The sequence below is a fragment of the Vibrio panuliri genome, from assembly GCF_009938205.1.
GTDB classification, from domain to species: Bacteria; Pseudomonadota; Gammaproteobacteria; order Enterobacterales; family Vibrionaceae; genus Vibrio; species Vibrio panuliri.
The window spans coordinates 2,049,257-2,073,365 of the sequence record NZ_AP019654.1; the positions used below are offsets into that span (position 1 = coordinate 2,049,257).

The 24,109-nt window shown below is 44.3% G+C and carries 16 protein-coding genes and 1 other RNA gene; 5 read left to right on the plus strand and 12 right to left on the minus strand.

The features are described from left to right. Positions 1-160 precede the first annotated feature (160 nt). From oppF to GZK95_RS09300, 6 genes are all read right to left on the minus strand, one after another. Entirely contained in the window at positions 161-1,153 is a 993-nt protein-coding gene (oppF, locus tag GZK95_RS09275) for a murein tripeptide/oligopeptide ABC transporter ATP binding protein OppF (RefSeq protein ID WP_075708010.1), read from the minus strand. After that, positions 1,150-2,121: an ABC transporter ATP-binding protein gene (gene oppD / locus GZK95_RS09280; protein WP_232061579.1), complete on the minus strand. Its 972-nt coding sequence runs from the start codon at positions 2,119-2,121 to the stop codon at positions 1,150-1,152. Before oppD ends, oppF begins: the two co-directional genes overlap by 4 nt. A gap of 29 nt (positions 2,122-2,150) precedes the next feature. Continuing rightward, positions 2,151-3,053, minus strand: a complete 903-nt coding sequence (gene oppC, locus GZK95_RS09285) for an oligopeptide ABC transporter permease OppC (protein WP_075708633.1) — start codon at positions 3,051-3,053, stop codon at positions 2,151-2,153. A 17-nt stretch (positions 3,054-3,070) separates the two neighbouring features. Next, positions 3,071-3,991 carry an oligopeptide ABC transporter permease OppB gene (oppB, locus tag GZK95_RS09290; protein WP_075708014.1) on the minus strand — a complete coding sequence of 307 codons (921 nt, stop codon included), beginning with the start codon at positions 3,989-3,991 and terminating at the stop codon, positions 3,071-3,073. A 101-nt stretch (positions 3,992-4,092) separates the two neighbouring features. Beyond that, entirely contained in the window at positions 4,093-5,763 is a 1,671-nt protein-coding gene (locus GZK95_RS09295; RefSeq protein ID WP_075708635.1) for an ABC transporter substrate-binding protein, read from the minus strand. Between the two features lie 537 nt (positions 5,764-6,300). After that, positions 6,301-7,020, minus strand: a complete 720-nt coding sequence (locus tag GZK95_RS09300) for an SDR family oxidoreductase (RefSeq protein ID WP_075708016.1) — start codon at positions 7,018-7,020, stop codon at positions 6,301-6,303. A 168-nt stretch (positions 7,021-7,188) separates the two neighbouring features. Between GZK95_RS09300 and GZK95_RS09305 the strand changes: the two genes are divergently transcribed. From GZK95_RS09305 to GZK95_RS09320, 4 genes are all read left to right on the plus strand, one after another. Beyond that, positions 7,189-8,088 (plus strand): LysR family transcriptional regulator, encoded by a 900-nt coding sequence (locus tag GZK95_RS09305; protein WP_075708018.1) that lies wholly within the window; start codon positions 7,189-7,191, stop codon positions 8,086-8,088. Between the two features lie 462 nt (positions 8,089-8,550). Then, the gene (locus GZK95_RS09310; RefSeq protein WP_075708020.1) at positions 8,551-10,290 is read left to right on the plus strand and encodes an EAL domain-containing protein; all 1,740 of its coding nucleotides are present in this window, start codon (positions 8,551-8,553) and stop codon (positions 10,288-10,290) included. Further along, positions 10,291-11,916 (plus strand): tetratricopeptide repeat-containing response regulator, encoded by a 1,626-nt coding sequence (locus GZK95_RS09315; protein WP_075716459.1) that lies wholly within the window; start codon positions 10,291-10,293, stop codon positions 11,914-11,916. A gap of 406 nt (positions 11,917-12,322) precedes the next feature. Next, positions 12,323-16,711, plus strand: a complete 4,389-nt coding sequence (locus tag GZK95_RS09320) for an SslE/AcfD family lipoprotein zinc metalloprotease (RefSeq protein ID WP_075716458.1) — start codon at positions 12,323-12,325, stop codon at positions 16,709-16,711. A 45-nt stretch (positions 16,712-16,756) separates the two neighbouring features. On the opposite strand, the gene GZK95_RS09325 is transcribed toward GZK95_RS09320, so the two are convergent. The 4 genes from GZK95_RS09325 to GZK95_RS09340 all read right to left on the minus strand — a co-directional run bounded on the left by GZK95_RS09325 (position 16,757) and on the right by GZK95_RS09340 (position 21,475). Continuing rightward, positions 16,757-17,392: an HD domain-containing protein gene (locus GZK95_RS09325; RefSeq protein ID WP_075716457.1), complete on the minus strand. Its 636-nt coding sequence runs from the start codon at positions 17,390-17,392 to the stop codon at positions 16,757-16,759. After that, positions 17,389-17,847, minus strand: coding sequence for a GNAT family N-acetyltransferase (locus GZK95_RS09330; RefSeq protein WP_075716456.1), 459 nt, complete (start codon positions 17,845-17,847; stop codon positions 17,389-17,391). Before GZK95_RS09330 ends, GZK95_RS09325 begins: the two co-directional genes overlap by 4 nt. A 122-nt stretch (positions 17,848-17,969) precedes the next feature. Continuing rightward, positions 17,970-19,229 carry an SLC5/6 family protein gene (locus GZK95_RS09335; protein ID WP_139315105.1) on the minus strand — a complete coding sequence of 420 codons (1,260 nt, stop codon included), beginning with the start codon at positions 19,227-19,229 and terminating at the stop codon, positions 17,970-17,972. Positions 19,230-20,176: 947 nt separating this feature from the next. Further along, positions 20,177-21,475 (minus strand): L-cysteine desulfidase family protein, encoded by a 1,299-nt coding sequence (locus tag GZK95_RS09340; RefSeq protein ID WP_075716454.1) that lies wholly within the window; start codon positions 21,473-21,475, stop codon positions 20,177-20,179. Positions 21,476-21,772: 297 nt separating this feature from the next. On the opposite strand from GZK95_RS09340, the gene GZK95_RS09345 reads away from it, so the two are divergent. Continuing rightward, on the plus strand, positions 21,773-22,246 hold the full coding sequence (locus tag GZK95_RS09345) for an Lrp/AsnC family transcriptional regulator (RefSeq protein ID WP_075708033.1): 474 nt from the start codon (positions 21,773-21,775) through the stop codon (positions 22,244-22,246). 418 nt (positions 22,247-22,664) lie between these two features. Here the strand turns inward: GZK95_RS09345 and GZK95_RS09350 are convergent, their stop codons facing one another. Next, on the minus strand, positions 22,665-23,627 hold the full coding sequence (locus GZK95_RS09350) for a transposase (protein WP_171972123.1): 963 nt from the start codon (positions 23,625-23,627) through the stop codon (positions 22,665-22,667). Positions 23,628-23,912: 285 nt separating this feature from the next. Continuing rightward, positions 23,913-24,009: signal recognition particle sRNA small type (gene ffs / locus GZK95_RS09355), an RNA gene on the minus strand. Positions 24,010-24,109: the final 100 nt, after the last annotated feature.

The following is a 24,109-nucleotide window of genomic DNA, read 5'->3' on the forward strand; positions in this document are numbered from 1 at the left end:
TATGCAAACACTTAATTCAAGATGTTGCGTAATCACCTAGTGACATAAGTCACAATTTGAATGTCACTTATTACAAGTTAAGCCAATAAACTAACGCCAGAAATAAAAAAAGCGCGGCCTACTAAGAAGCCGCGCCATAGCCCGTCACAGGCTGAATTTGTTAAATTCTTACATTTAAACAGGAAACGGAGTGAACGTCCGAACCTTTGATTGTCGGTCGAGTTTGCGCACAAGACTCGGTCGCCTCTGGACAACGCGTGCGGAACACGCATCCTGATGGCGGGTTAATTGGGGACGGCAAGTCACCCTCTAACATTTGAATCTTTTTGCTGCGCTCAATCGCTGGATCAGGAATTGGCACCGCTGACATCAACGCGCGAGTATAAGGGTGCTTAGGATCGGCAAACAGTGCATCAGCTTCGCCTAACTCCACCGCATTACCTAAGTACATCACCAATACACGGTCAGAGATGTGCTTAACCACCGATAAGTCATGGGCAATAAACACCAATGAAAGACCTAGCTCTTTTTGTAGCTCTTTCAATAGGTTGACAACTTGCGCTTGAATCGACACATCCAATGCTGAAACTGGCTCATCACAGATAATCATCTTAGGCTTTAAGATAAGTGCGCGAGCAATCCCGATACGCTGACATTGACCACCAGAAAACTCATGCGGGTAACGGTTAATGACGTTAGGCAGTAAGCCCACTTTTGCCATCATTTCCTTCACTCGGTCTTTCACTTCTTGCTTGGAAAGATCTGGATAGAAGGTCTCTAATGGCTCAGCAATAATATCCCCTACCGTCATACGCGGGTTGAGAGATGCCAACGGGTCTTGGAAGATCATTTGAATCTCTTTACGAGTTTCACGACGTTTCACTTCCTTCATTTTAGTTAAGTCTTGCCCTAACCAAACGACCTCACCATCTGTCGCCTCAACCAAACCAATGATGGCACGAGCAAAGGTAGACTTACCACAACCTGACTCGCCCACTACGCCCAAGGTTTCACCCTCAAACAGGCGAACATTCACACCATCAACGGCTTTCAAGTTAGACGGTTTGGTCCAAGGCCACGCTGACTTGGCAGCGATGCTAAAGTGCACTTTTAGGTCTTTGACGTCTAACAGTAATTTTTTATCTACACTCATTTGCTCCAAGCCTCCCATTCAGAAAAACAAGCACGTTGGCGGCCATCGCCAAATGGCGTCAAGATTGGCGCTTCACGCTTACAACGATCCATCACACGATGGCAACGCTCTTGGTATGGGCAGCCCGGTGGCAAATGTAATAAGTTTGGCGGGTTACCAGGGATAGTCGGTAAAACTTCGCCTTCCGTATCCAAACGAGGAATCGCTTTAAGCAAACCTTCCGCGTATGGGTGACTTGGTTTATAGAAGATTTCATCAACCGTGCCGTACTCCATGGTACGACCAGCATACATGACCAATACTTTGTCACACGAGCCAGCAACCACACCCAAATCGTGGGTGATCATAATAATCGCAGTGTTAAACTCCGCTTTTAGCTCGTTAAGCAAATCCATAATTTGCGCTTGCACTGTTACATCAAGTGCCGTGGTAGGTTCATCAGCAATCAACAGTTTTGGACGGCACAGTAGCGCCATCGCGATCATGACACGTTGACGCATACCACCAGAAAACTCATGCGGATACATGGTGATACGCTTGCGCGCTTCAGGAATCTTAACCGCTTCAAGCATGCGTACAGACTCTTCAAACGCTTCTGATTTACCCATACCTTTGTGTAGCATCAATACTTCCATCAATTGATCGCTAACTTTCATGTATGGGTTGAGTGAAGTCATCGGATCTTGGAAGATCATCGCAATCTGCTCAGCTCGAACTTTGTTCAGCTCTTTTTCTCGCAGGTTAAGGATCTCTTTCCCTTCAAACTTCGCACTACCTGAGATCTTGCCGTTCTTTGCCAGCAACCCCATGATAGAGAAAACAGTTTGTGATTTTCCTGAACCTGACTCACCCACAATACCCAAGGTTTCACCTTGGTTGAGTGAGAAGTTCAAATCGTTTACTGCGGTGACGATACCATCTTGAGTGGTAAACTCTACGCGCAGATCTTTGACATCTAATAAGCTCATCATTGCTTCCTTAATCTTATAATTTTTACTTATCTGTCTTTTGGATCAAGCGCATCGCGCAGACCATCACCTACGTAGTTGAAGCAGAATAGCGTGACAACCATAAACAGCGCAGGGAATGCTAGCTGCCAAATTGCCACTTCCATTGTCTGAGCACCCTCTTGCAGCAGTGCGCCCCAACTAGTCATAGGCTCTTGAACACCAAGACCAAGGAATGAAAGGAATGATTCTGTCAGAATCATGCTTGGGATAAGTAGCGTTGAGTAAACAGCCACAATACCCAAAACGTTTGGAACAATATGACGAGTAATGATCTTCCAGTTGCTCACACCCGATACGTGAGCCGCTTCGATAAACTCTTTGCTACGTAGACTTAGCGTTTGACCGCGTACAATACGCGCCATATCTAGCCATGCGATAGCACCAATCGCGACGAAAATCAGCACGATGTTGCGGCCAAAGAAGGTCACCAATACGATCACTAAGAACATGAACGGTACTGCGTACAAGATCTCTAGGATACGCATCATAATGCGGTCGACTTTACCACCGATAAAGCCAGAGGTTGCACCGTATAATGTACCAATCAGTACCGCAACAAATGCCCCCATCACACCAACCATCAGCGAGATTCGACCACCGATAAGAGTCCGTACAAATAAGTCTCGTCCCAATGAATCAGTACCAAACCAATGCTCTGCATTAGGAGCCACGTGCATTGCATACCAATCTGTATCATCAAATGTGTATGGCGCGACCATTGGCAAGAAAATCACTGCCAAGATCATTATTAGAAGAATAAATAGGCTCACCATCGCCGCTTTATTACGCATAAAGCGAATGCGAGCATCTTGCCAAAGGCTGCGACCTTCAATCTCGAGGTTTTCCGAGAACTTCTCGATCGCTTCAAGGTTTTCTTTTTTCGTTAACATAACCATATACGTCCCTGTTAGTAGCGAATCTTCGGATCGATCATAGCTAGTAAGATGTCAACGATAGCGTTGAACAAAATAAAGAGGAAACCAATCAAAATGGTCACACCCATTACTAGCGAGTAATCACGGTTAAAGGCAGCGTTAACAAACAACTTACCGATGCCCGGCAGACCAAAAATGGTCTCAACCACAACCGAACCCGTGATGATGCCTACAAATGCAGGACCCATGTAAGAAACGACAGGTAATAGCGCTGGCTTTAGCGCATGTTTAATAATGATGTAACGATAGCTTAGTCCCTTCGCTCGAGCAGTACGGATAAAGTTACTGTTCAACGTTTCAATCATTGAACCGCGCGTAATACGAGCAAATGTTGCAACATACAGCAGTGACATCGCAATGACCGGTAAGATCAAATATTGCCACGAGCCATCAAGCCACCCACCAGCAGGTAGCACTTTTAAGTTGAGCGCGAAAATATAGATCAATGCCGGAGCGAGTACGAACGACGGTAACACCACCCCAAGCATGGCGGTCGACATAACCGCGTAGTCAATCCAGGTATTTTGCCGCAGCGCCGCAATTGTCCCGACAGCTACCCCAAGGATAACGGTAAAGATAAAGGCAATCGCACCCACCTTTGCAGATACTGGTAAAGCCACTGAAATTAGCTCATTCACTGAGTAATCTAAGTACTTAAACGATGGACCAAAGTCACCTTGAATAACGTTGGTCAAATAAGTGAAATACTGTTCCGATACCGGTTTGTCCAAGCCATATTTAGCTTCAATGTTAGCCATTACTTCAGGTGGCAAAGGACGCTCACTTGAAAATGGGTTACCCGGTGCGAAACGCATAAGAAAGAAAGATACGGTGATCAAAACCAACATTGTTGGGATCGCCTCAAATATCCTTTTAGCGATGAATTTAAGCATAAACTCACTCTTTCAGTCTGTGACAGTTAAATGTAACAAGACTCTACGCGTGATAAATCACGCGCAGTGTCTTTATAGTTATAGTTGTTTGAATTAGAAAATTACTCGATGATGTATAGATCTTTCGAGTAGATCTTCTCTTCTGGGTTGTTTGATGGGAATCCACCAACTTTCGGAGAAAGAAGACGAGATTTCACGTATTGGTAGATAGGTGCCAAAGGCATATCATTCGCCATCAACTTCTCAGCTTCTGCGTAAAGCGCTTTGCGCTCTTCTTCAGACTTAGAAGTGATCGCTTTTTCCATGATCTCATCATACGCTTTGCTGTCGTAGTGAATACCACCTGTCGTGTTACCACTCTTCATTAGCGTTAGGAAAGATGATGCTTCGTTGTAGTCGCCACACCAACCAGCGCGAGCGATTTGGAAGTCACCAGAATCTTTAGTTGATAGGTAAGTTTTCCACTCTTGGTTCTCTAGCGTTACATCAACACCAAGTGTCTTCTTCCACATAGAACCAAGTGCTACTGCGACTTTCTTGTGGTTCTCAGACGTGTTGTAAAGTAGTGAGAAGTCCAGAGGGTTATCTGCACCGTAACCGGCTTCAGCAAGAAGACGTTGTGCTTCTGCATTACGCTCTTCCTGAGTCATTTTACCGTATGCTGGCATTTCTGGATCGAAACCAGCAGTAATTTCAGGCGTTAAGAAGTAAGCAGGTTTTTGACCTTGGCCCATGATGGCATTCGCAACCACGTTGCGGTCAATGGTGTAAGAAATCGCTTTACGAACGCGAACGTCGTCGAATGGCGCTTTCTTAGTATTGAATAGGTAGTAGTAAGTACATAGGTTGCCCACTACTGATACTGATTCAGGATGCTCTTTAGTTAGACGCTTGTAGTGTTCAAGTGGTAGTTCATTGGTAATATGAATTTCACCCGATAGGAAACGGTTCATTTCCGATACTTGGTTTTCAATCGGTAGGAACGTTACCTTATTGATGATGGTATCAGCGTTATCCCAGTACTTCTCATTGCGCTTAAGCGTCAAACGCTCATTCACAACCCACTCGTCTAATACATAAGCACCGTTACCAACAAAGTGCTCAGGCTTAGTCCATTGGTCACCGTACTTCTCAACAGTGGCTTTGTGCACTGGAGCTGTCGATTGGTGTCCCATCATCATAACAAAGTATGGTACTGGCGAATCGAGTTCAACAACGAGCGTATGATCGTCTAGCGCTTTAACACCTAACGTTGACTTGTCTGCTTCACCAGCGATGATTGCTTTCGCATTCTTCATCTTAGTGTATTCCATATACCAAGAGTATGGAGAAGCGGTATTAGGATCGACTAGACGCTGGAAGCTATATACAAAGTCTTCTGCAGTGACAGGATCACCGTTTGACCATTGTGCGTCTTTACGTAGGTGGAAAGTGTAGGTTTGGTTGTCAGAGGTTTCCCAGCTTTCTGCTGCCCCTGGAAGTAGATTACCATCTGCATCTTGGTTCACTAGACCTTCAAGGATGTCACGAATCACGTGAGACTCTGGAACACCTTGAGTTTTGTGCGGGTCGATTGTTGCAACTTCAGTACCATTACCACGAACCAGTTCTTGTACTGCGGCTAGTTTAGGTTCTGCTGTTTCAGTTGTCGCTTCAGGCGCAGCAGCAGGTTGTGCTGCTTGTTTAGGCTCTGCCTGCTCACCACATCCTACGAGTGCAAGCGAAAGGCCAGCACCAACAAATAGTGAACGTGTGATTTTATTCTTATACATGCGTAAAACTCCGAGTTTTTCATTTGCATCCATGACTGCTCTGTATGATTACTGAACGGCAGTGTTTTAAAGTGATACAGTTCACAAAAGAAGCATATTACTCTAAAAACATACAGAGATTGCGCACACATTATCAATCATCGACGTGATTTGCCATTAAAATGTATTAAAAAATAGAATAATTCTTTTGATACGTTCAATGAATAGCAAATAAATCTGCGTATCATTAAATAAATGACATAAATAATGGAAATTGGTTAAACCGATAGCGTGAACTACCAATTAAACTGGAAATGATCTTTTTCCTAGCATGTTATACCACACCAGCGAATAATTGATTAACATTATTCTCACATGGTGGCGGCAATATAACACAATCCACACGAATAGATTTGGCAATTGAGAAACACATCACAGATGTTGTGACATGAGTAGTTAGGTCAAGTATGGTGGCTAACGAAACTGAGTTAAGCTGGTTATTTTTTACACAAAAAAGCCCCTTCAAAAGGGGCTTTTGTTCATCCAAAAGGTGATCAATTAAGGCTGTTGGCGAGTCGGTGCGATCACGATTTCACGCACACAAACACCTTGCGGCTGGTTATAAGCATATTCTACTGCTCTAGCAATATCATCAGAGGCTAATACTCCACCCATTTCCTCTTTCCAACTATCGTAACCCGCTTTGATTTCATCTGAAGAGGTATGCGAAAGCAGTTCAGTCTCAACGGCTCCAGGCGCAATAGTGGTCACTCGAACATCATAGTTCGCCACTTCTTCGCGAACATTCTCTGAGATAGCATGCACAGCAAACTTAGTTCCACAATAAGCGGCATGATTTGGAAACGTTTTGCGTCCAGCAACAGAACTAATGTTGATGATGGTTCCCGCACGACGTTGTTTCATCGGAGCCAGTACTGCTTGCATACCGTTCATCAAACCAATGACGTTCACGTCAAACATTCGTTTCCACTCTTGTGGGTCTTGAACATCAAGTTCACTCAGCAGCATTACACCAGCGTTGTTAACAATGCAATCTGTTGGGCCAAACTGTTCTTCTGCTTTCGCGATTGCCGCTGCGAATGAAACATTGTCCAGCACGTCGACCTTCTCACAAAGCGTATTTGGCAAATCTAATGCTTGCAGGCGTTCAACTCGGCGCGCGATCAGTAGCAATGGATGGCCAGCCTCACTTAAACGACGTGCAATTGCTTCACCAATACCAGAACTTGCACCTGTAATCACAACTAATTTTTTCATTATTATCTCCAAACATTCTGATTTGCCGAAGACCTTCTGCGGCAATAACGACATATTACTCAGTGTCGGATAGTTGATATATAGCATTTAAGTTCAAACACTGTTGCACAGGTGCAACAATCTGCCATACTGCGATTATCGCCTCCCTTACTATTTTGTCCTTGGATTATGCTGAACAATATTAATCTCGCTGATATTCGCTCGTTTGTGTTGATAGCCAAACTCGGGAACTTCACTAAAGCGGCCAATGCGCTTGAAGTTTCTCGTTCCCATGTATCGAGACAAATTAGTGCGTTGGAAAAACAGATGGGTGTCACGTTGTTGACTCGCACCACGCGAACGCTTCGCCTAACTCAGGCAGGAGAGCGCTTTTTCCATCAATGTGAAACTGCCATGCAGCAGATAGACCAAGCCTTAATTGCGGCGGTTGACGACACTCAAAATCCGCAGGGATTAATACGCGTCAACTGTGTCGGAGGCTACTTAGGTGAAGAAATGATTGCTCAAGCGATTGGCGAGTTTATGTTGCAGTATCCGCAAATGACCGTCGACTTAGACTTTTCTAGCCCCCGTATCGACTTGATTGAAGATCAATTTGATATCGCCTTTCGCATGGGAGAATTGGAAGACGCGGGCTTTATTGCGCGCAAGCTAATGAATGTTGAAATGGTGACACTGGCAAGCCCTGACTATATTGCTAAATTTGGTTCACCTTCCCACCCTAAAGAGTTGGTTGAACATCGAACCCTAACAGGCTCTGTAACCAAATGGAGCTTTGTCCATGCGACGCAGGCTGACAAACATTACGATTGTCACGTTAAAGGCAAACTTACTTGTAAAAATGGGCGTGCATTGGTCAAGGCTTGTTTACTGGGTAACGGTTTAATTCGTGTACCCAAGATCTATTGCGAAAATGAAATCAACCGCGGCGAACTGGTACCAGTAATGGCTGATTGGCGCATCAATAGTGTTCCGTTTTCTGCTATTTTCCACAAAGATCGCTACCAACCACAAAGAATACGAGTTTTTGTTGATTTTGTTACAAAATGGTTTTCATTACATCGCTAACTTTATTCACTTACAAACATTGATCGTGCAAATATATAAAACCCGGCGGATTATGCAAAATTGTCAGAGAAAACCTACAAAATAAACCATTGTAATTTATGAATTTTTTACATAGTCTGTTTTTATTTTGACAGTCACTTTATTGCTGCTAAAATCGCCGCGTTAATAGTGACTAAAAAGATCTACCGTGCCCAAATTTGTATCGACCTCAATGGTTGTTTACCGTACATTTTTCTTTTCATATTCCGCCCGAATCACTGCACTTTTGCATTAAAAACTCGTGGTTAACACACCAAACACCATAGGGCTTCACATTCGCACAAGGTAGGTTTTGCTCATCACTTATCTACGGTACTTCCGGTTATTTGTTAGCGCTTATCTCTCATTAAGATTATGAGCGTCTCTTAAAGCCGACTCAGTAGCAAAGCATCATGAGCTGTGGTCTAAACAAAGGCAAAATGCATGAAAATACTCATTATTGAAGATGATATCATCCAAGCGACTAAGCTAAAGCTGTCTCTCATTGCTTTGGGCTATCATGAAATTGCTTTGGCAAGAGAAGCAAAAACCGCATTGGAAATCTGCCAAAATGAACAGATAGACTTTATTATCTGTGACATCAACTTGCCCGACATGGACGGTGTTCAAGTCCTTTCCCAGTTGTCTGCTATTGCGCCTAACCTCAATATCGCTATTCACAGCGCGATGAAAGAGGACGTGATAGAACTAACCAGCAATATGTGTGTTGCCGCGGGCTTTAAGTTCGTCACCACAATCAACAAACCACATTCACTCGCAGCGCTGCAACAAGTGTTCGAACGCTTGAAAAGCGGCAGTGAAACATATACAGAAGACGCAAAACACATTCAGCTGACTGAGCAAGAAGTGCTCACTGCATTCGAGCAAAATTGGTTTACTAACTACTATCAACCCCAGTTCAACGCGCAAACCAAACAAGTTGTCGGTGTTGAGGCGCTAATTCGATGCATTCATCCAAGATATGGGGTGCTAACACCTGCCAGTTTCCTCGATACGATTCATCAACTGGGGTTAAGCAGTCGTTTGTTCTGGCATGTCGCGGAAAAATCTATTTCTGCGATTTCGTTACTCAACAACAGCATCCATCTGTCAATCAACTTGAGTCAGTCCAACTTTGAAGAAGATATGTGTGATGATCTGCTTGCTCTTTGCAAGGATTACCATTTCTCACCATCCAGACTGGTACTGGAGTTGACGGAACATGAAGCCTACAGCTATACCCGTAACTCTTTAGCAAACCTTGCTCGTTTGCGTATGCATGGTATTTGTCTCTCGATTGACGATTTTGGAACGGGGCATGCTTCTCTGAGTCAACTGGCGCTGTTGCCATTTACAGAGTTAAAAATTGACCGCAGTTTCGTTAAAAACATCACTAATGATTATCGCAACCAGCAATTGGCCGGGATGTGCGTTCAGTTGGCGAACTCGCTTGGCCTGAATTGCGTCGTCGAAGGCATTGAAGACGAAGAAACACTGCAATACCTCATTAGCCTTGGGGTGGACTGTTATCAAGGCTTCCACGCGTGCAAACCGTTGCCAATCTCAGCCTTGTGGGAATATGTTGGCCACCACTTAGAGCCCGATACACTGACCACGACGCATCATCAGCACGATGCGGTGATCATGAGTCCAAACAGTGCCTCATCGCACGCCATTTGCAAGACGATGGCAAAAGAAGGGTTGTTTGCCAGCATCGAAATCGTTCGCGTGATTAATCAATTAACTGATAACCAAAACATTCAACATATCAGTCTGTTAGTTATCGATATGGATTTTATCGAAGGCGATGTCAATGAGATGATTGCTCAGTTGAGTGCGACTAACTTTGTTGGCTCAATCTGCCTATTGGAAGGCAATAACCCTATCGCCCATGAAGTAAGCAACCAGAGCTACTATTGCTTTGTCGCGAATAAAAACCCTCGCTACGTCAAAACCATCGCCTCGACACTGAGCGATAGGGACAAAGCGAGCATCCAAAAAATTTACCAACTGCTGTCAACACAAGAGATCAACGTTGCCAACTTGCTATTAAATGGCTATAACAACAAGAAAATCGCTGCCACACTTGAGATCAGTGAAAAGACAGTAAGTACCTACAAAAATCGAATATTTAAAAAACTAGACATTCAATCTGTTATCGAGTTGGCGCAATTTAGTAAGTAAATGAAATCTTTCTCCAATTTAAAAGTGTTAATCATTGATGACGCTTCAATTGTTATCGTCACGCTAAAAAGCATGTTAGTCAAAATCGGCTTCAATGATCGGCTGATTAACTATTGCTCTACCTCCAGAGCGGGCATCCAAATCGCCCGCCAAGAACAGTACGATTTGATCTTGTGCGACTACAACTTAGGTCGTGGGATGAATGGCAAGCAAGTATTTGAAGAGATGAGATATCACGGCCTGCTGCATGATAAATCCGTGTTTATCTTGATTACCGGAGAAAGCTCGTCCACTGTCGTTCATTCCATTATTGAACTGAAACCGGATGATTACTTGCTCAAACCTTTCAACGTTATGTCGTTGAAAGAGAGGGTGACGTCTGCACTGAATCGTAAGCACGCGCTGTACCAGCTGTATCAAATGCAAAGTAAACATCAGTTTGAGCAAGGGCTTGAATTGTGTGATGAGTTGCTGCCCTTTTACCCTCAGTATCAATTCATCATCGCGCGATTTAAAGGTGAGTTCCTTAACCGCTTACAATTGCACGATGAATCGAAGAAGCTTTACGAAAGTATTCTAGAGCGCCGCAACTATGACTGGGCAACGATTGGCTTAGCCAACTCGCTGATGCATCTTGGGGACAAGAAAACAGCCCAAGCGATGATCAATAAATTGCTCGCATCAAAGCCGAACAGTACCGTCTTTCGTACCGCTGCTGCTAACCTCAGTTTGGTCAATAATCAGATCCCATCCGCTATTCGTCACTTTGAATTGGCAAGTAAAATAGTGCGTGGCAACTCCGAACGTGAACTGGTTATTTGCAACCTTTGCTTAGCGGTCGGAGACTACCAAAATGCGCTGGAGCGCTATCGTATTTACATGGAGATCAACAAAGAAACCTACCGAAATACGATATACGCAAAACTCAACTTAATTCGAATCATTCTCTACTCTTGCTATAACTGCGCACCAGAGCAAAAAGTCGCGAGATTGAACGAAGCGAAGAGTCTCTATACTCAAGTCGCAGGAATGAAGGAAGCAGCCAAACTGCAAGTTGAACTCGATCTGATGTTGGCGCATATTGCCCTCGAAGAGCAACAGTATCGATTGGCGATCAGCAAGTTGAACCAAGTGCATCGTCAACTTGAATTGGCGCACTTCTACCCGTTCAACCAATTCGCTTGGCTACTCAATCATATGAATTTTGATACTGAGTTTAGTAAGCTTATCCCTAGGTGCAGTGAAAGTATTCAGCGCAAGCAAAATGAGAATATTTACGCCAGCCAAATCACAATGCTTGAGCAACTGCAACAAGCAAATGTAGATAAACTTCAATGGCTTGAAAGTAAGCATAAGTATATCCAAGCCAACAAAATGACGCTCACGGAACTGCTTAAGATCTACATTGAAATCAATCAAAAGTGTCCGTTTTTGCAGTCTGTTTGCATGAGTATAATCAAGCTATTAGCCAAGCGTTTACCAAGAGAAGCCGATATCAATATGCTCAAGCGAGTCGTTGAACAGTGCGATGGCTTAATTAGACAGTTGATGGAACCGGAAGAACTGGACAAAGCCAACTATCAACAACTCTACACCTCAATCATTGATAACTACTCTGATCGTTAAGTCCCTTCGGGGACTTTTTTTGTACTTAGATGAACTCAATGCACTTAATGCAGCAAGAAGGACTTGGTTTGCAGACAGACAACGAGTTGAAGCTCCAGTGGTTCTAAACCCAAAATCGTTAACAGCCTCTACGACCCCGTGACAATACTCTGAATCCGGTATCTTAAAGTCACTTACGCATATCGCCGCAATTTTTGCCATTCATTCCTCTCACGATCTAGCCAACTCAATATCGGTTCAACTTCGCGACAAATTCAATCCGTTTTTTGTCGGAATTGACCTACAAAACCCGTCATTTTTACCACCCAATATTACTCGTCACGATTAAATTTATTAATTAGTTGATGACGTGCTACATGGATAAAATCCCTGCAAATTTAATAACTTAACCATAAGAATTTCCTGAATGAAGATCAAACTTTTGGCCAGCACAGTGTCAATTTTGCTGGCCACTGGCTGCAACGATGAAAGCATAACGCTTTCATCCTCTGATAATCCTGATATCGTCGTACCAAGTAATTATCTAGCGACACTCGAAGTGGGCAATCAAACCATTGTCGGTGATGTCGTCTGTAATGATATCAATTTGGATCATACTGGCAGCGTAAAGTTGGCTTATGGTGAGGAAGTCACTTGCCTATTTGGTCAAGTAGAGCTTGGACACTTTGCTGCCATCGAAGCGGAGCCTACCCCATCAAAGCTTGATTCGCTGGCAAGAAAAAAACTGACTATTTCCGGCCCTTTCTCTGACAATGCGCACCGCGTATTAAAAAAAATTGACGCGTGCCCTACTCAAACCAGCATTTGCTTACAAGCCATTGATAGTATTGATATTGAAGAGGTCTACAATAACCTTAACAACCAAGAGTTGGTGCAAGATTTCCTCACACCTAAACCAGAAGAAAATACTGGCGAAGCCCCTTCTTCCCACGTAGACGATACAGTCGTACCAGAAGTCACTGAAGGGACAGAAGACGATAAGTTTGGACAAGAGGGAGCATTTGTCTCTCCCAACGTAGAAAATAACTTAGCTTATCAACCCAATCCAGAGAACCCAATTTACACCATTGCTTCGCTGACCGATGCAGAAGGTCGACCGATCGTCGGCATCCAGTTTTACACTCACAGTAAACAAGGCATCACCAGCGACAAGGGCGAGTTTGAGTTCGTTTGGGGTGAAGATATCACCTTCGGTATTGATACATTTACATTTGGTAAAGTCAAAGGTAACCAAGTCACTTTTAAACTCAGTGACGTCACGTCAAATCCACTTATCAAGCAAAACATTCAACATCTGCTTGAACGCTATGACACAGACACTCAACTCGATACCATCACAATGGGAGAAGAGGTGCATCGAGTCTTTGCTCTCTACCCAAATGTGGTGAATGAGGCGATTAACCTCAGTTTGCCAAGCAAATCAAACCTGCTCGATGAACAAGGTAATCCCACGGAATTTTTCACACCGGATGAGTTTATAGCACAGTTTGATCGGGGTCTTGCAGCACTGATTGACGCCCAACTCTATAAACCAACAAGCTACCAATTTAGCCAGATGTTTGAGCCAACCAAAACCGTACCTCTGCATTCTGGTGGCTACGTAACCAAAACGCTTCAAGCGCTTTACCAAGGTGTTGATCAGTTCCACGTGTTTCATGACACCTACTCTTGGTATGGTGCCAGCGGCGAAGCTCGTGGACAACGCGCGCTCAACTTGTCGAACCGTGCTTTCCCAATCATGATGGCACGCAACGATAACAGTCATTGGTTAGGTATTGGTCAAGAAGCCGCTTGGACACGCGGTGCTGGCAGCGATAAAAAAGCTTACTTTGTCGATGCAACCGTGTTGGACGCAGATGCCACGATTACACTAGAACGCCCAATGGAGTTGGTGGCAGACAATATCACCTTTAACCTGCCATTTGTTACCAGTGGTGAAATTGGCAAAGGAAAAGTGGTTTATATGGGCAACTCGATGTACCCAAGTATCCTCTCTTGCCCAGACAACTATTGGGCAGGTGCGGAGTTAACCATTAATGGCGAAGAAAAACGCTGCATTTATAAAGGTACAGTAGCAGAACAACAGGCTGATAGTCGCAACGACAACGGCTCAATGGCGGCATTTTTCACCAACATGTTTGAATGGTTTGATGCAGATTATAGAACCAAGGCTATCGCTTCTAATATTGAACTTGGTTATGCGTTTGAAACTTGGCACAAAGACAAAACCTACCCGTTCTTCGTTGACGCGACATTTGGCATCAACCATTTCGAGTTTTACTCAACCAACCAGTTTGGTGATCTTGACCCTGACACCACACCAATTTTGCTATTGCAAGGTTATCAGCAGCTTACAAGCGGCTATGATAGCAAGGCAACCATGGCAAACATTGATGAACCAATTCTAACGCCAGACGACATCAGTGACTTAGTTCGCTACGTTACCAACGGTGGTAATATTCTTGTGATGGAAGCAATTGGACCACGCAACCCTGAGCCGATTGCTCGCTTATTCGATTCTGCAGGTATGGTCGTCGGTGAAAGCAATACCGTCATTACTCGACAAGCTTACTGTGGCTCAAGCTACTTCTGTCATGGTGATAGTATTACGCCTAATTTACACGCTCAGTTAAGCGGTGGATTAGTGGTTTATGAGCGCTACGCCGATACCTCAAACATCACCATAAAGAAAAAAGAAAATGGTCAAGGCACGGTAGTATGGCCAGGGCCGGTTGACATGCCAACACTTGAAATTCCTCGCTTTAAAGATGAAAACAATCAAGCAACTGGTGAGTACGCCTTCTTTGCAGTCAAGGATGAGAAAGAGCGCGCTCAAGCTATAGAGAAAATCCAAGCAGAGTTTCCTGGAGTGCCGGTCTGTAAAGACGAGTACCCATATGAAGTCAACTGTATTGAGTATCGCGAAGGCCATGGAATCCAAACCCGCGGTAACTATGAACGCCCAGACTTTACGCGCTACCCGATGAGCAGTGTGGTCGTTGATGCGATGGTCAAGGCTGCTAATCTGGGTGACAACCTTGTTGCGCTCTACAATCACGAACTCTACTACCGCACTAAAGCGACACAAGGTAAACGCCTACCAAGTGCCGAATTGAATGCGGTTTACGATAACCTGTCGATCTGGTTATGGAATAATGAGGACTATCTGTACGAAAGCACGGTCCAGCATGATGAGTTGGGCTTCAAAACACTGGTACAGTTCCTAAACTGCTACACCAGTAATGAACATCAAACTGGTGCCGATGTCTCTTGTCCTGCCGCATTAGGTCAATCACTGGTCGAATACGGCCTTCTTCACGCCAATGGCGAGCTTAACCCAAGTTATCCATTAAATTACATGGAGAAACCATTAACGCGTATCATGTTGGGACGCTCTTATTGGGATCATGATATCAAGGTTGATACCACCCGTTACCCGGGGCGTCCTCAAAATCAAACAACGTCTGCTGAGGTAGAAATTCAAACCTATCAAAACCCAGTGACCTTTGCGGCTAACAATCGCCAAGCAACCGGTTTGTGGGCACCACAGCTTGAAGAAGTGCGCGTCACTGGTGGTACGGCGGGTACCATCACTGTTGCTTTAGTTGACGACCTTACTGGCCGCAACAATCACGAAATGGCATTAAATCGCCCTCCTCGTGTCGAAAGCAACTTCGATTACGACGGCCAATCTCTTACGTTCACCGTACCTTACGGCGGACTGATTTATATCTCACCAACCGCCAGCGATCAGCAACAGACTGTCACTTACAGCTTTAGCAACGTTGTCAAAGGCTCCTACTGGAAACAAGGCAAATGGGTGCATGGCTATCATGAGGATGTACCGTTAGCCGATATTGATACTGGGCATTTTATCTACACTACGCCAGTCAAAAACGCCAGCAACGAGCAACATGTTGCCGAGTTTTCTGAGCAAATGAACCGCTTTGCAGACGCGGCGAGTGATTTTTATGGGCGAGACCAAGATGCCTTAACAGGCAATCATCGTCGCTTTACCAGCCCTGAAGTATTACCAGATCACCGCCATCATTTTGTTAATGATCGCCAGATCTCTATTGGCGCTGCGCACTCCGGTTACCCAGTACAAAGTGCCTCTTTCAACGTTGACGCAACAACCATACCGACCAACCCCGTCAACGACTGGCTACTTTGGCATGAAGTTGGACATAACCTTGCCGCAGCTCCATTTAATGTTGCAGGTTCAACGGAAGTGACCAACAACATTCTGGCTCTTTATATGCAGGAACAGCGTGAAGACTTACCGGAGATGACTCGTGTCAAACTGGACATCCAGAAAGTAGGCCACTGGATGTCAATGCACGGAGGAAACGCATGGAGTGAAGCAGACGCAGGGCTTCGTTTGGTGATGTTTGCCCAACTCAAATTGTGGGCTGATGAGCACTTCGATATCCAAGATTGGTACCAAGATGGCTCAGCGATCCCTTCAATTTATAGCGACGACCAAGGTTGGAACTTGTATAAGCTGATGCATCGTAAGGCGCGTGAAGAAACCTTCTTCGGTGAAACAAACTACTGCCGCCAGCAAAGTACTGGTTTAAACGCTAGCGATACTATGATGCTCTGCGCGTCTTACGCGTCAGGGTTCGATTTAGGAGACTTCTTTGAACAATGGAACCCTGGTGAAGTAAAAGCCGATCTGCCAAATGGTGAGAGCGATTACAGCGGCGGTATTACAGAGCAGGGTCGACAAGCGCTTCAACGACTCAACTTACCTACCGCCCCACGTTCAGCGCTGAGTTATAACTCTTTGTAAAACGATAACTCTAACTTCTCAAACGGCTACTTTATGTAGCCGTTTTTATACCTCGCCTGCCAATTGCGCTAAATATTGACGCATAAACTCTGTACGCTTCTCACCTTCACGACGAGCAGAGTCAGTGCACATGGTGTCTTTTAGCGTAAACAACTTGGTATAAAAATGATCAACCGAATAGAGGCGATCATCTGGATCACGCTGCTGACAAAATGGGTCTTGCGGATTATACAAAGCCACGCCTAAGGCTGTGCCGACTTGAATACAACGCGCCACACCAATTGCGCCCAATGCATCCAATCTGTCTGCGTCTTGAACAACCTCCGCCTCAAGCGTTTTGGGAATCACTTTGGCACTGAAACTATGCGCAACAATCGCATGATGTATGTCCTGAAAATACTCAGCAGGGTATCCAAGTTGCTGGAGAAATAGGATCGCTTTATCCGCAGCTAAGTGGGAGCTTTTCGCTCGGTCAGGATGATTTTTTGCCAACGAAACACAGTCATGCAGATAAGCCGCAGGTACGACAACTTCTAGTTGCGCTCCTTCATTTTGAGCCAGTTGTTTAGCGGTGCGAACAACGCGCAGCACATGGGCAATATCGTGGGCGGGGTCTTGAAGCATCTGCGCTTTTGCGTATTCAAGTAGGCTATTTTCGTAATGGTCGATGGACAAAGTCATTGTTCACTCTCCAACGAGATAGAGAGCCGCAACATATCTTGATGTTGAATACCGTGCTCGTAGATGGGTTCAGGATAATGATCGACAAAGTGATTTTTGATCACGCCGTCAACGCGAAAACCTAGCCGTTGGTAATAAGTCAATTGATAACCAAAAGTGCCTGTCCCGAGTTCAACTCGCGTTATCGCTTTTAGCGACAGCTGCGCTAAAACGAACTTAAGAAGTTGTGACCCTATGCCTTGCTGTTGCCATTGCGGATAGACGGCAATATTGAATATTTCAGCAACTGAGGCCGATGTCGCCTTAACGACACACGCGGCGAGAATTTGAGAGTTATCTTGTGCAATGAAACACCAGCTACCATCAAGGTATGACGCGATACTTTGCCAGTCGGGATCGGCTTCAAGCAATAGATCTTGTGGCAACACAGTATACGAACACTCTAAGAATTCCATCCTTACCTCATTGAATTGCTGTCGTTTATGGCAATACGCACTTTACCAATACGACGCATTCATCGCGAGATAAAAAAAAGCGGCTCAACTGAGCCGCTTTGGTACCACTGTTAATTATTCAATTACATGAATGCTAGCAACGGAGAGATACAAAGTAGAATACCCGTTACAATAATCAAGTTCGTCGCTGCACCTTTGTATTTATTTAGGTGAGGCACTTTGTGAACTAGGTAAGCAGGGATCAAACAGCCAACCATACCGAAGATTGGGCTACAGATTGACGTAAACGATAGAATTGGAGCGTTTAGTGCAATTGCAGACCATGCAAGTAGGATGATAAATACGGTTACCAGCTTGTTTACTAGGTCCTTGTTGATTTGCGACTCATCACGGCTACGAAGCAGAACGTTCATTGCTAGACCACGACATGCTTCTTGGAACGCAAGGAACACACCGAAGAAAGATGTCACTACTGCGAAGATGTTGATAACAATACCTGCTACAGTCGCCCAGCTACCTGGGAAGTAGTGTGCAATAATTGCTAGCGCAGAGATGTTTTTGTTCATCGCTTCAGTTGCTTGCTCTTGGCTAATCGCAAAAGTGAACGATACAGCGAAGAAGAACACGATAACAAACAAGATGCTAAATGCGATTTTCATTGCGCGCTCAGCTTTGTAACGAGCAACTTCAATTGATTTCTCGTGAGAACGGTAAGAAATCACCATTGGGCTTAGCGACTGGATAAACAAGATAGACGTTAGCGTAAATGGTAGTGTGATGATCGCGTCTTTTAGCATCGGACCAAAGCTGCCGATAGCTGGAATGTTCGCCATATCCCAACGAGCCATTAGAAGAATACCCATCACAGCAACAAGAGATAGCACGGTTACAGCCATAAAGCCTGACAGTTTGAATAGTAGTTTCTCACCCTTAGAGCCAATAAATGCTAGTACGCAGATCAGTGCTAAACCATAGAACACGTTGTCATTTAGGTAGCCTTCAGTCACTCCGAAAGAGTGTAGGTATGAAGCACTATCGTTCGTTACCGCTAGAGAGTATACCAATACCCAGATAACCAACATTAGGAAGTAAAGAACACCTAATGCTACGCCCCAGTTTTTGCCGAGGTAACCTTCAATAACACCCGGGTAGTCAGTACATTTCTTTGATTCAGCTAAGGTATTGATAAACAGTTTTTGGAACAGGAACATGGCAGGGTAGCCAATGACCGAAGAAAGGAGGAATACCCAAAGCCCCATCACGCCTACTTGTACAGGCAGAAATACGATACCAGCACCGATAGCCATACCGATACTCATTACTACCCAACCTACATCGACGCTGTCGAACTTGATGGCTTTTTGCCACTCTTGTTTGGTCATGTTTGCACGCTCATGGAGCGGTCTAGTGTCATTCGCGCCGGTAGGGACAGCTTGCATTGTTTCACTCATAATTAGATTCCATTTTGCTTGGTTTTTTATTTAGTATTCGCCGACAGATTACAGTGTCTGACTGGATTTGGTTAGGAGCATACTCGAGGTTTAGTAGAAATTGTTTATTAAAAATATCGTCAAAACAGCTTAAGGTAGGAAAAATTACTATAAATAACCCTATTTTCTTTGATGGTTTCTTTGTACTGACATAGATCAATTGTCCTAAAATCTAATCACCAGCAAAATATGATCGACCTCACCTTTCAACATTTTTTATGTGCTAGATTTCGTACTCTCAGCACGAGAGCTTGTTCACACTTTTATTAATTAGCCACCGATTTAAAAAGCAAAAAGTCACTATTTTTCGGCAAATGTACATTTTTAAACTTTAAATTCAATATTTATCATATTATTTGAATGATTTTACGCTCACTATTCGACCATAAGTTAAAGTTGACCAAAGACCTAGGTCATAAATAGCGTGACTTAAAATAGCAATAGTTACCATTTCAACCCTTTTAGCGAGTATCAGATACCAAATTCAAGCTGACCACACATAAGTCAGCGTTATTGAGCAATATCATTTGAGATAAATAGCTATTTAACACCCTAACCAACTACACACCAGAAAGTCACTAAACCGCCCCACCACCTCGCCGCAAGTTATAAGGACAAGTAGTAATAGGGACAGACACTTCAAGCAACTAGGACAGTCACAATTAAAACAGTCGATTAGATAACACGAAAAGAGAACGTTATTGAGTTACACGCAGTTAAAGGGACAGGCACTAGTGAAGAATAATAAGAGGGACAGACACCGAACGGCAGGCATAAAAAAACCAAGCTAACCGACCTAAAGGCAAGAGAGCTTGGTTTGAGAGGAAGATATTATCCGATTACTTTTGCATCATAATATCGAGAATTTGCACATCAGTTTGAGTCATTGAACCATTTGCCAATGCCGATAGGTTAACGATTGATGCATCTACATCGTTTGCCACAATGCCTTCATTGCCCGTTACACGGATACCATCAATAGCCATCAATGCTGATTTAACCGCTGAGCCTGCTGAAGATGACACTTTCATCGCACATGAAGTTTTTGCACCGTCACAAATCACACCAGCTACATCGCCAATCATGCTACAGATCGACGCACTAATTTGCTCAAAGTCACCACCCAGCAAATAAGTGATCGCAGCTGCAGAACCCATTGACGCTGTCGTTGCACCACACAATGCTGATAGTTTGTTCTGGTAGCTCTTCACATAGATTGCCATCAAGTGAGATAGCATAAGAGCTCGAATTGTTTGCTCTTCTGATGCTTTAAGGAAATCCGCTGCTGCAACCACTGGCATGGTAGCGGCGATCCCTTGGTTACCTGAGCCAGAGTTACTCATTGCTGGCTTCATTGCACCATCCATACGCGCATCTGATGCCGCAGATGTACGAATCAATACTTCTGTTAGCAAGCCACCAGATAGCAGACCACGCTCTTCATTTTTACGGAATGTGGCACCAATTTCTAAGCCATAGCGGCCAGAAAGACCTTCTTCAGACAACTCTGTGTTAAGAACTTTAGCTTGCTCGATAAAACGGATATCTTCTAGATCTGCGTTCATTGCGAAGTCGTAAACATCTTGCGCTGTCGCTTCATCAAATGGATTTGTGCTTGGTGCACTCTCACCTTTCACTTGCGGTTCTGCTTTAAATACAGTGATACCATCTTCTTCGATTGCAACGATATTAGTGTGGCCATCGGCAATGGTTACCGCAACACTGCGTTGTTGGTAAAACACTGTCACTTTTGCATAAAGGATATTAGAGACATCCGCGACACCCACTGAAACTTGCTTGTTTTCCAGCATCTGCTTCGCGATTGCGACATCTTCAGCGGTCACATTTTTAAGCACTTCTAGGTTAGCAGTGTGATCACCGGCGATAGCACCAATTGCGGCAGCCATCGTTAAACCGACTGTGCCTGTTCCAGGGATGCCCACACCCATACCGTTTTTCATTAGGTTTGGTGACACGCTTGCTTCAATGTTTACTGAGCTAGCTTCGGCTTTTACACCTAGTCGATCAATAGCAATAGCTGTCGCTAATGCTACAGAGACTGGTTCAGTACAGCCTAGTGCAGGGACGACTTCACGGTTGATTACATCAATAAATAAAGGCCATAGGTGTTGTTTCATGTATTGGCTCGCTTCCAGTAATAGTTATAGCTTTGGGTCAGAGGGACCGCGATTTAGTTCTATTCTAATTCAATACTTGAAGAAATTTTTTGCCAATTTTTCTCGATTTTAGTCAATATAGAGAAAATTTTCCTACCAAAGCATTGCTAAAATAACGATAATCAACGCAAACAAAATCATATGTGGCCTAGCTTCACGACAAAAACACAATGAGTGATCTTGATCACGAAAATTCCCTGATTTTGTGAATTTATAGTAAATATTACTTATCAACTTTATGAGCAATGTGAGGACAAGGTGGGAGAGCGAGTCAAATTAGATAAAGTAGACCGGCTGTTGCTAGCCGCTTTACAAGAAGATGCGACCATGCCATTAAACGAATTGGCAAAAACGGTCAACCTAACAACAACCCCCTGCTGGAAGCGATTGAAGCGTCTAGAAGAAGAAGGGGTAATCACCAAGCGTGTTGCACTGCTTGATCCCGATAAGATCGGCATCAACTTCACCGCTTTTGTGCAAGTAAAAACCTGTGACCACTCACATGCATGGTATGAAAGATTCGTACTTGCCGTGTTTGATATGCCTGAAGTTATGGACTTTTATCGCATGGCTGGTGAATACGATTATATGATGCGGGTGCAAGTCGAAGACATGGCCGCATTTGACCGTTTCTATAAGCAATTGGTCAATCAGGTTGATGGACTTACTAACGTGACTTCTACGTTTGCTATGGAATCACTCAAGTTCACCACTGTTTTGCCACTCAAATAGCCCTATAAGGCGGTACGGTGTAATTAGCCTGAAGTTATACTGTATCGCCGCTACACCTCTCACAATCGACTACAGCGCTTCCTAGGTAGGAATACTTTCTTATACAGGGACACACACCACAAACAGAAAACTCTAGGACAAGCCTAAAAGGACAGACACCTCAAACAAAAGCCGTAAGTTCCGGCTAGCAAATGACTAAAATACTTAAATGCTAGAAGGACAGACACTTCAAGAAAGCTCGAAATCGCCGCAACTAGCGAACTCGTCCTCGATTTCAAACTAAGAATGGATATCAGCAAGTGACATTGGTTCGCATCGTATTGCGGACTCGCTGGAAAAAACTGAAGATAAAAGATTTGTGCGTTCAATGCTTCGATTCGGTCGTTAAGAACCATCAGCACTGCTCGATTTAAGCTAGTTAACCATCGAGACGAAACAGATGTATACGCTTTTTATTGAATACACGCCTAGCAGGCTCAATCGTACGGCTACACCCTACCGCCGTGCACCGCTGTCGTTCCAGTTGCTTGCATGCAATAAGCCAGGTCGATTGCGTAAGATTAAGACGTTGTAATATCGGTAACGTATTTAAGCTCATTGATGCTTTGCCTTCACGATATTGTCTTGCGCTCCAATCAACAAGCTCGATGTAGTCCAACAGTCTAAATGGAATTCCGTTTTGGCACTCCTTAGCAGAAACTCCAGTAAATGGATAAAGGTACGGCGCAGTTTCTTGACCTCTTTTTAAAGCCACCATTCTTGCTCGAATGGAGGTAAATTCGGCATTTTCTGGTGTTTCAGCCTCGCCAGCCCTGAGCGGATTTAAGTCAACATATGCCATTGCTGTCAGCAAAGCCTGCTCATCTAATAGCGCCTGACTTTTAAATCGGCTTTCCCAAAAATGTCCTCGACACTCATCTTCCCTATTCGCTTGGCAAGCAATATCAAAGTTCAGCTCTTTCATAAACCAACTCAGGCTCCACAGACGAGTTCGCCATGATTCAATGATGGTCAATGAGGCCTCTATTTCTGCACGACTGGTCAACTCCGAGTTTAACCAACGTGACACTAGGCTTGGCAGTTTGTGCTCCTGCCGCCAACGTTCAACCACTTCAAAGTGAGAGAGCGACTGTGCTTTGTCTCGATTGATATGAACCACTAGATGGTAATGGTTGCTCATAATCGCGTAAGCACAAACGTCAATACAGTACACTTGCGCAAGACACTCGATTTTCCGTTTTATCCACTCTCGCCGGTGCTCGTAGCTTCGCTCCGTGAACGGATCAATCCCACATAAGAAACTGCGTCTAACGCAGCGGGAAACGCAATGATAATATGGAGTTGCATCAACAGAGACTTGGTGCTTTCTTGCGGTAGTCATTTGGTAACCCAAACAGTGATTTGTCTGGTCAGAATAAGATCGTAAGGCGCGATGACAATCTTCGTCGAGTCAAACTCCAACAAGAGTATCAGCAAATCATACTTTCCTTTCTTTGTCACGTCTGTCCCTATTTGATCTCTAAAGGAATGGTGTGTGTCCTAAGAACAGTGTGTGTCTTACGAGCAAAGAAAACAATGAGGAGGTGTTGCGGTGTGTGTCCCGAGAAAAACAGGAATTACAGATAGCAAAAAGCCGCTTCTAAAAGCGGCTTTTCTAAATTGGGTGGAGACCCAGCCACATCCCGGCACACAAGTCACCCGCTGCGGCTGCTTCCTTCCGGACCTGACCGAGTTCACGAGCTATTGTTGCGAGAGGACCAGACCTCCATAGTTCATCTCTGTTTAACCAGAGAGTGAGGGGATTATCTGGTATCGGTGCGGGCAATGCAACCCCATCAATGAAGAAAAATGCGGTTTTTAAAT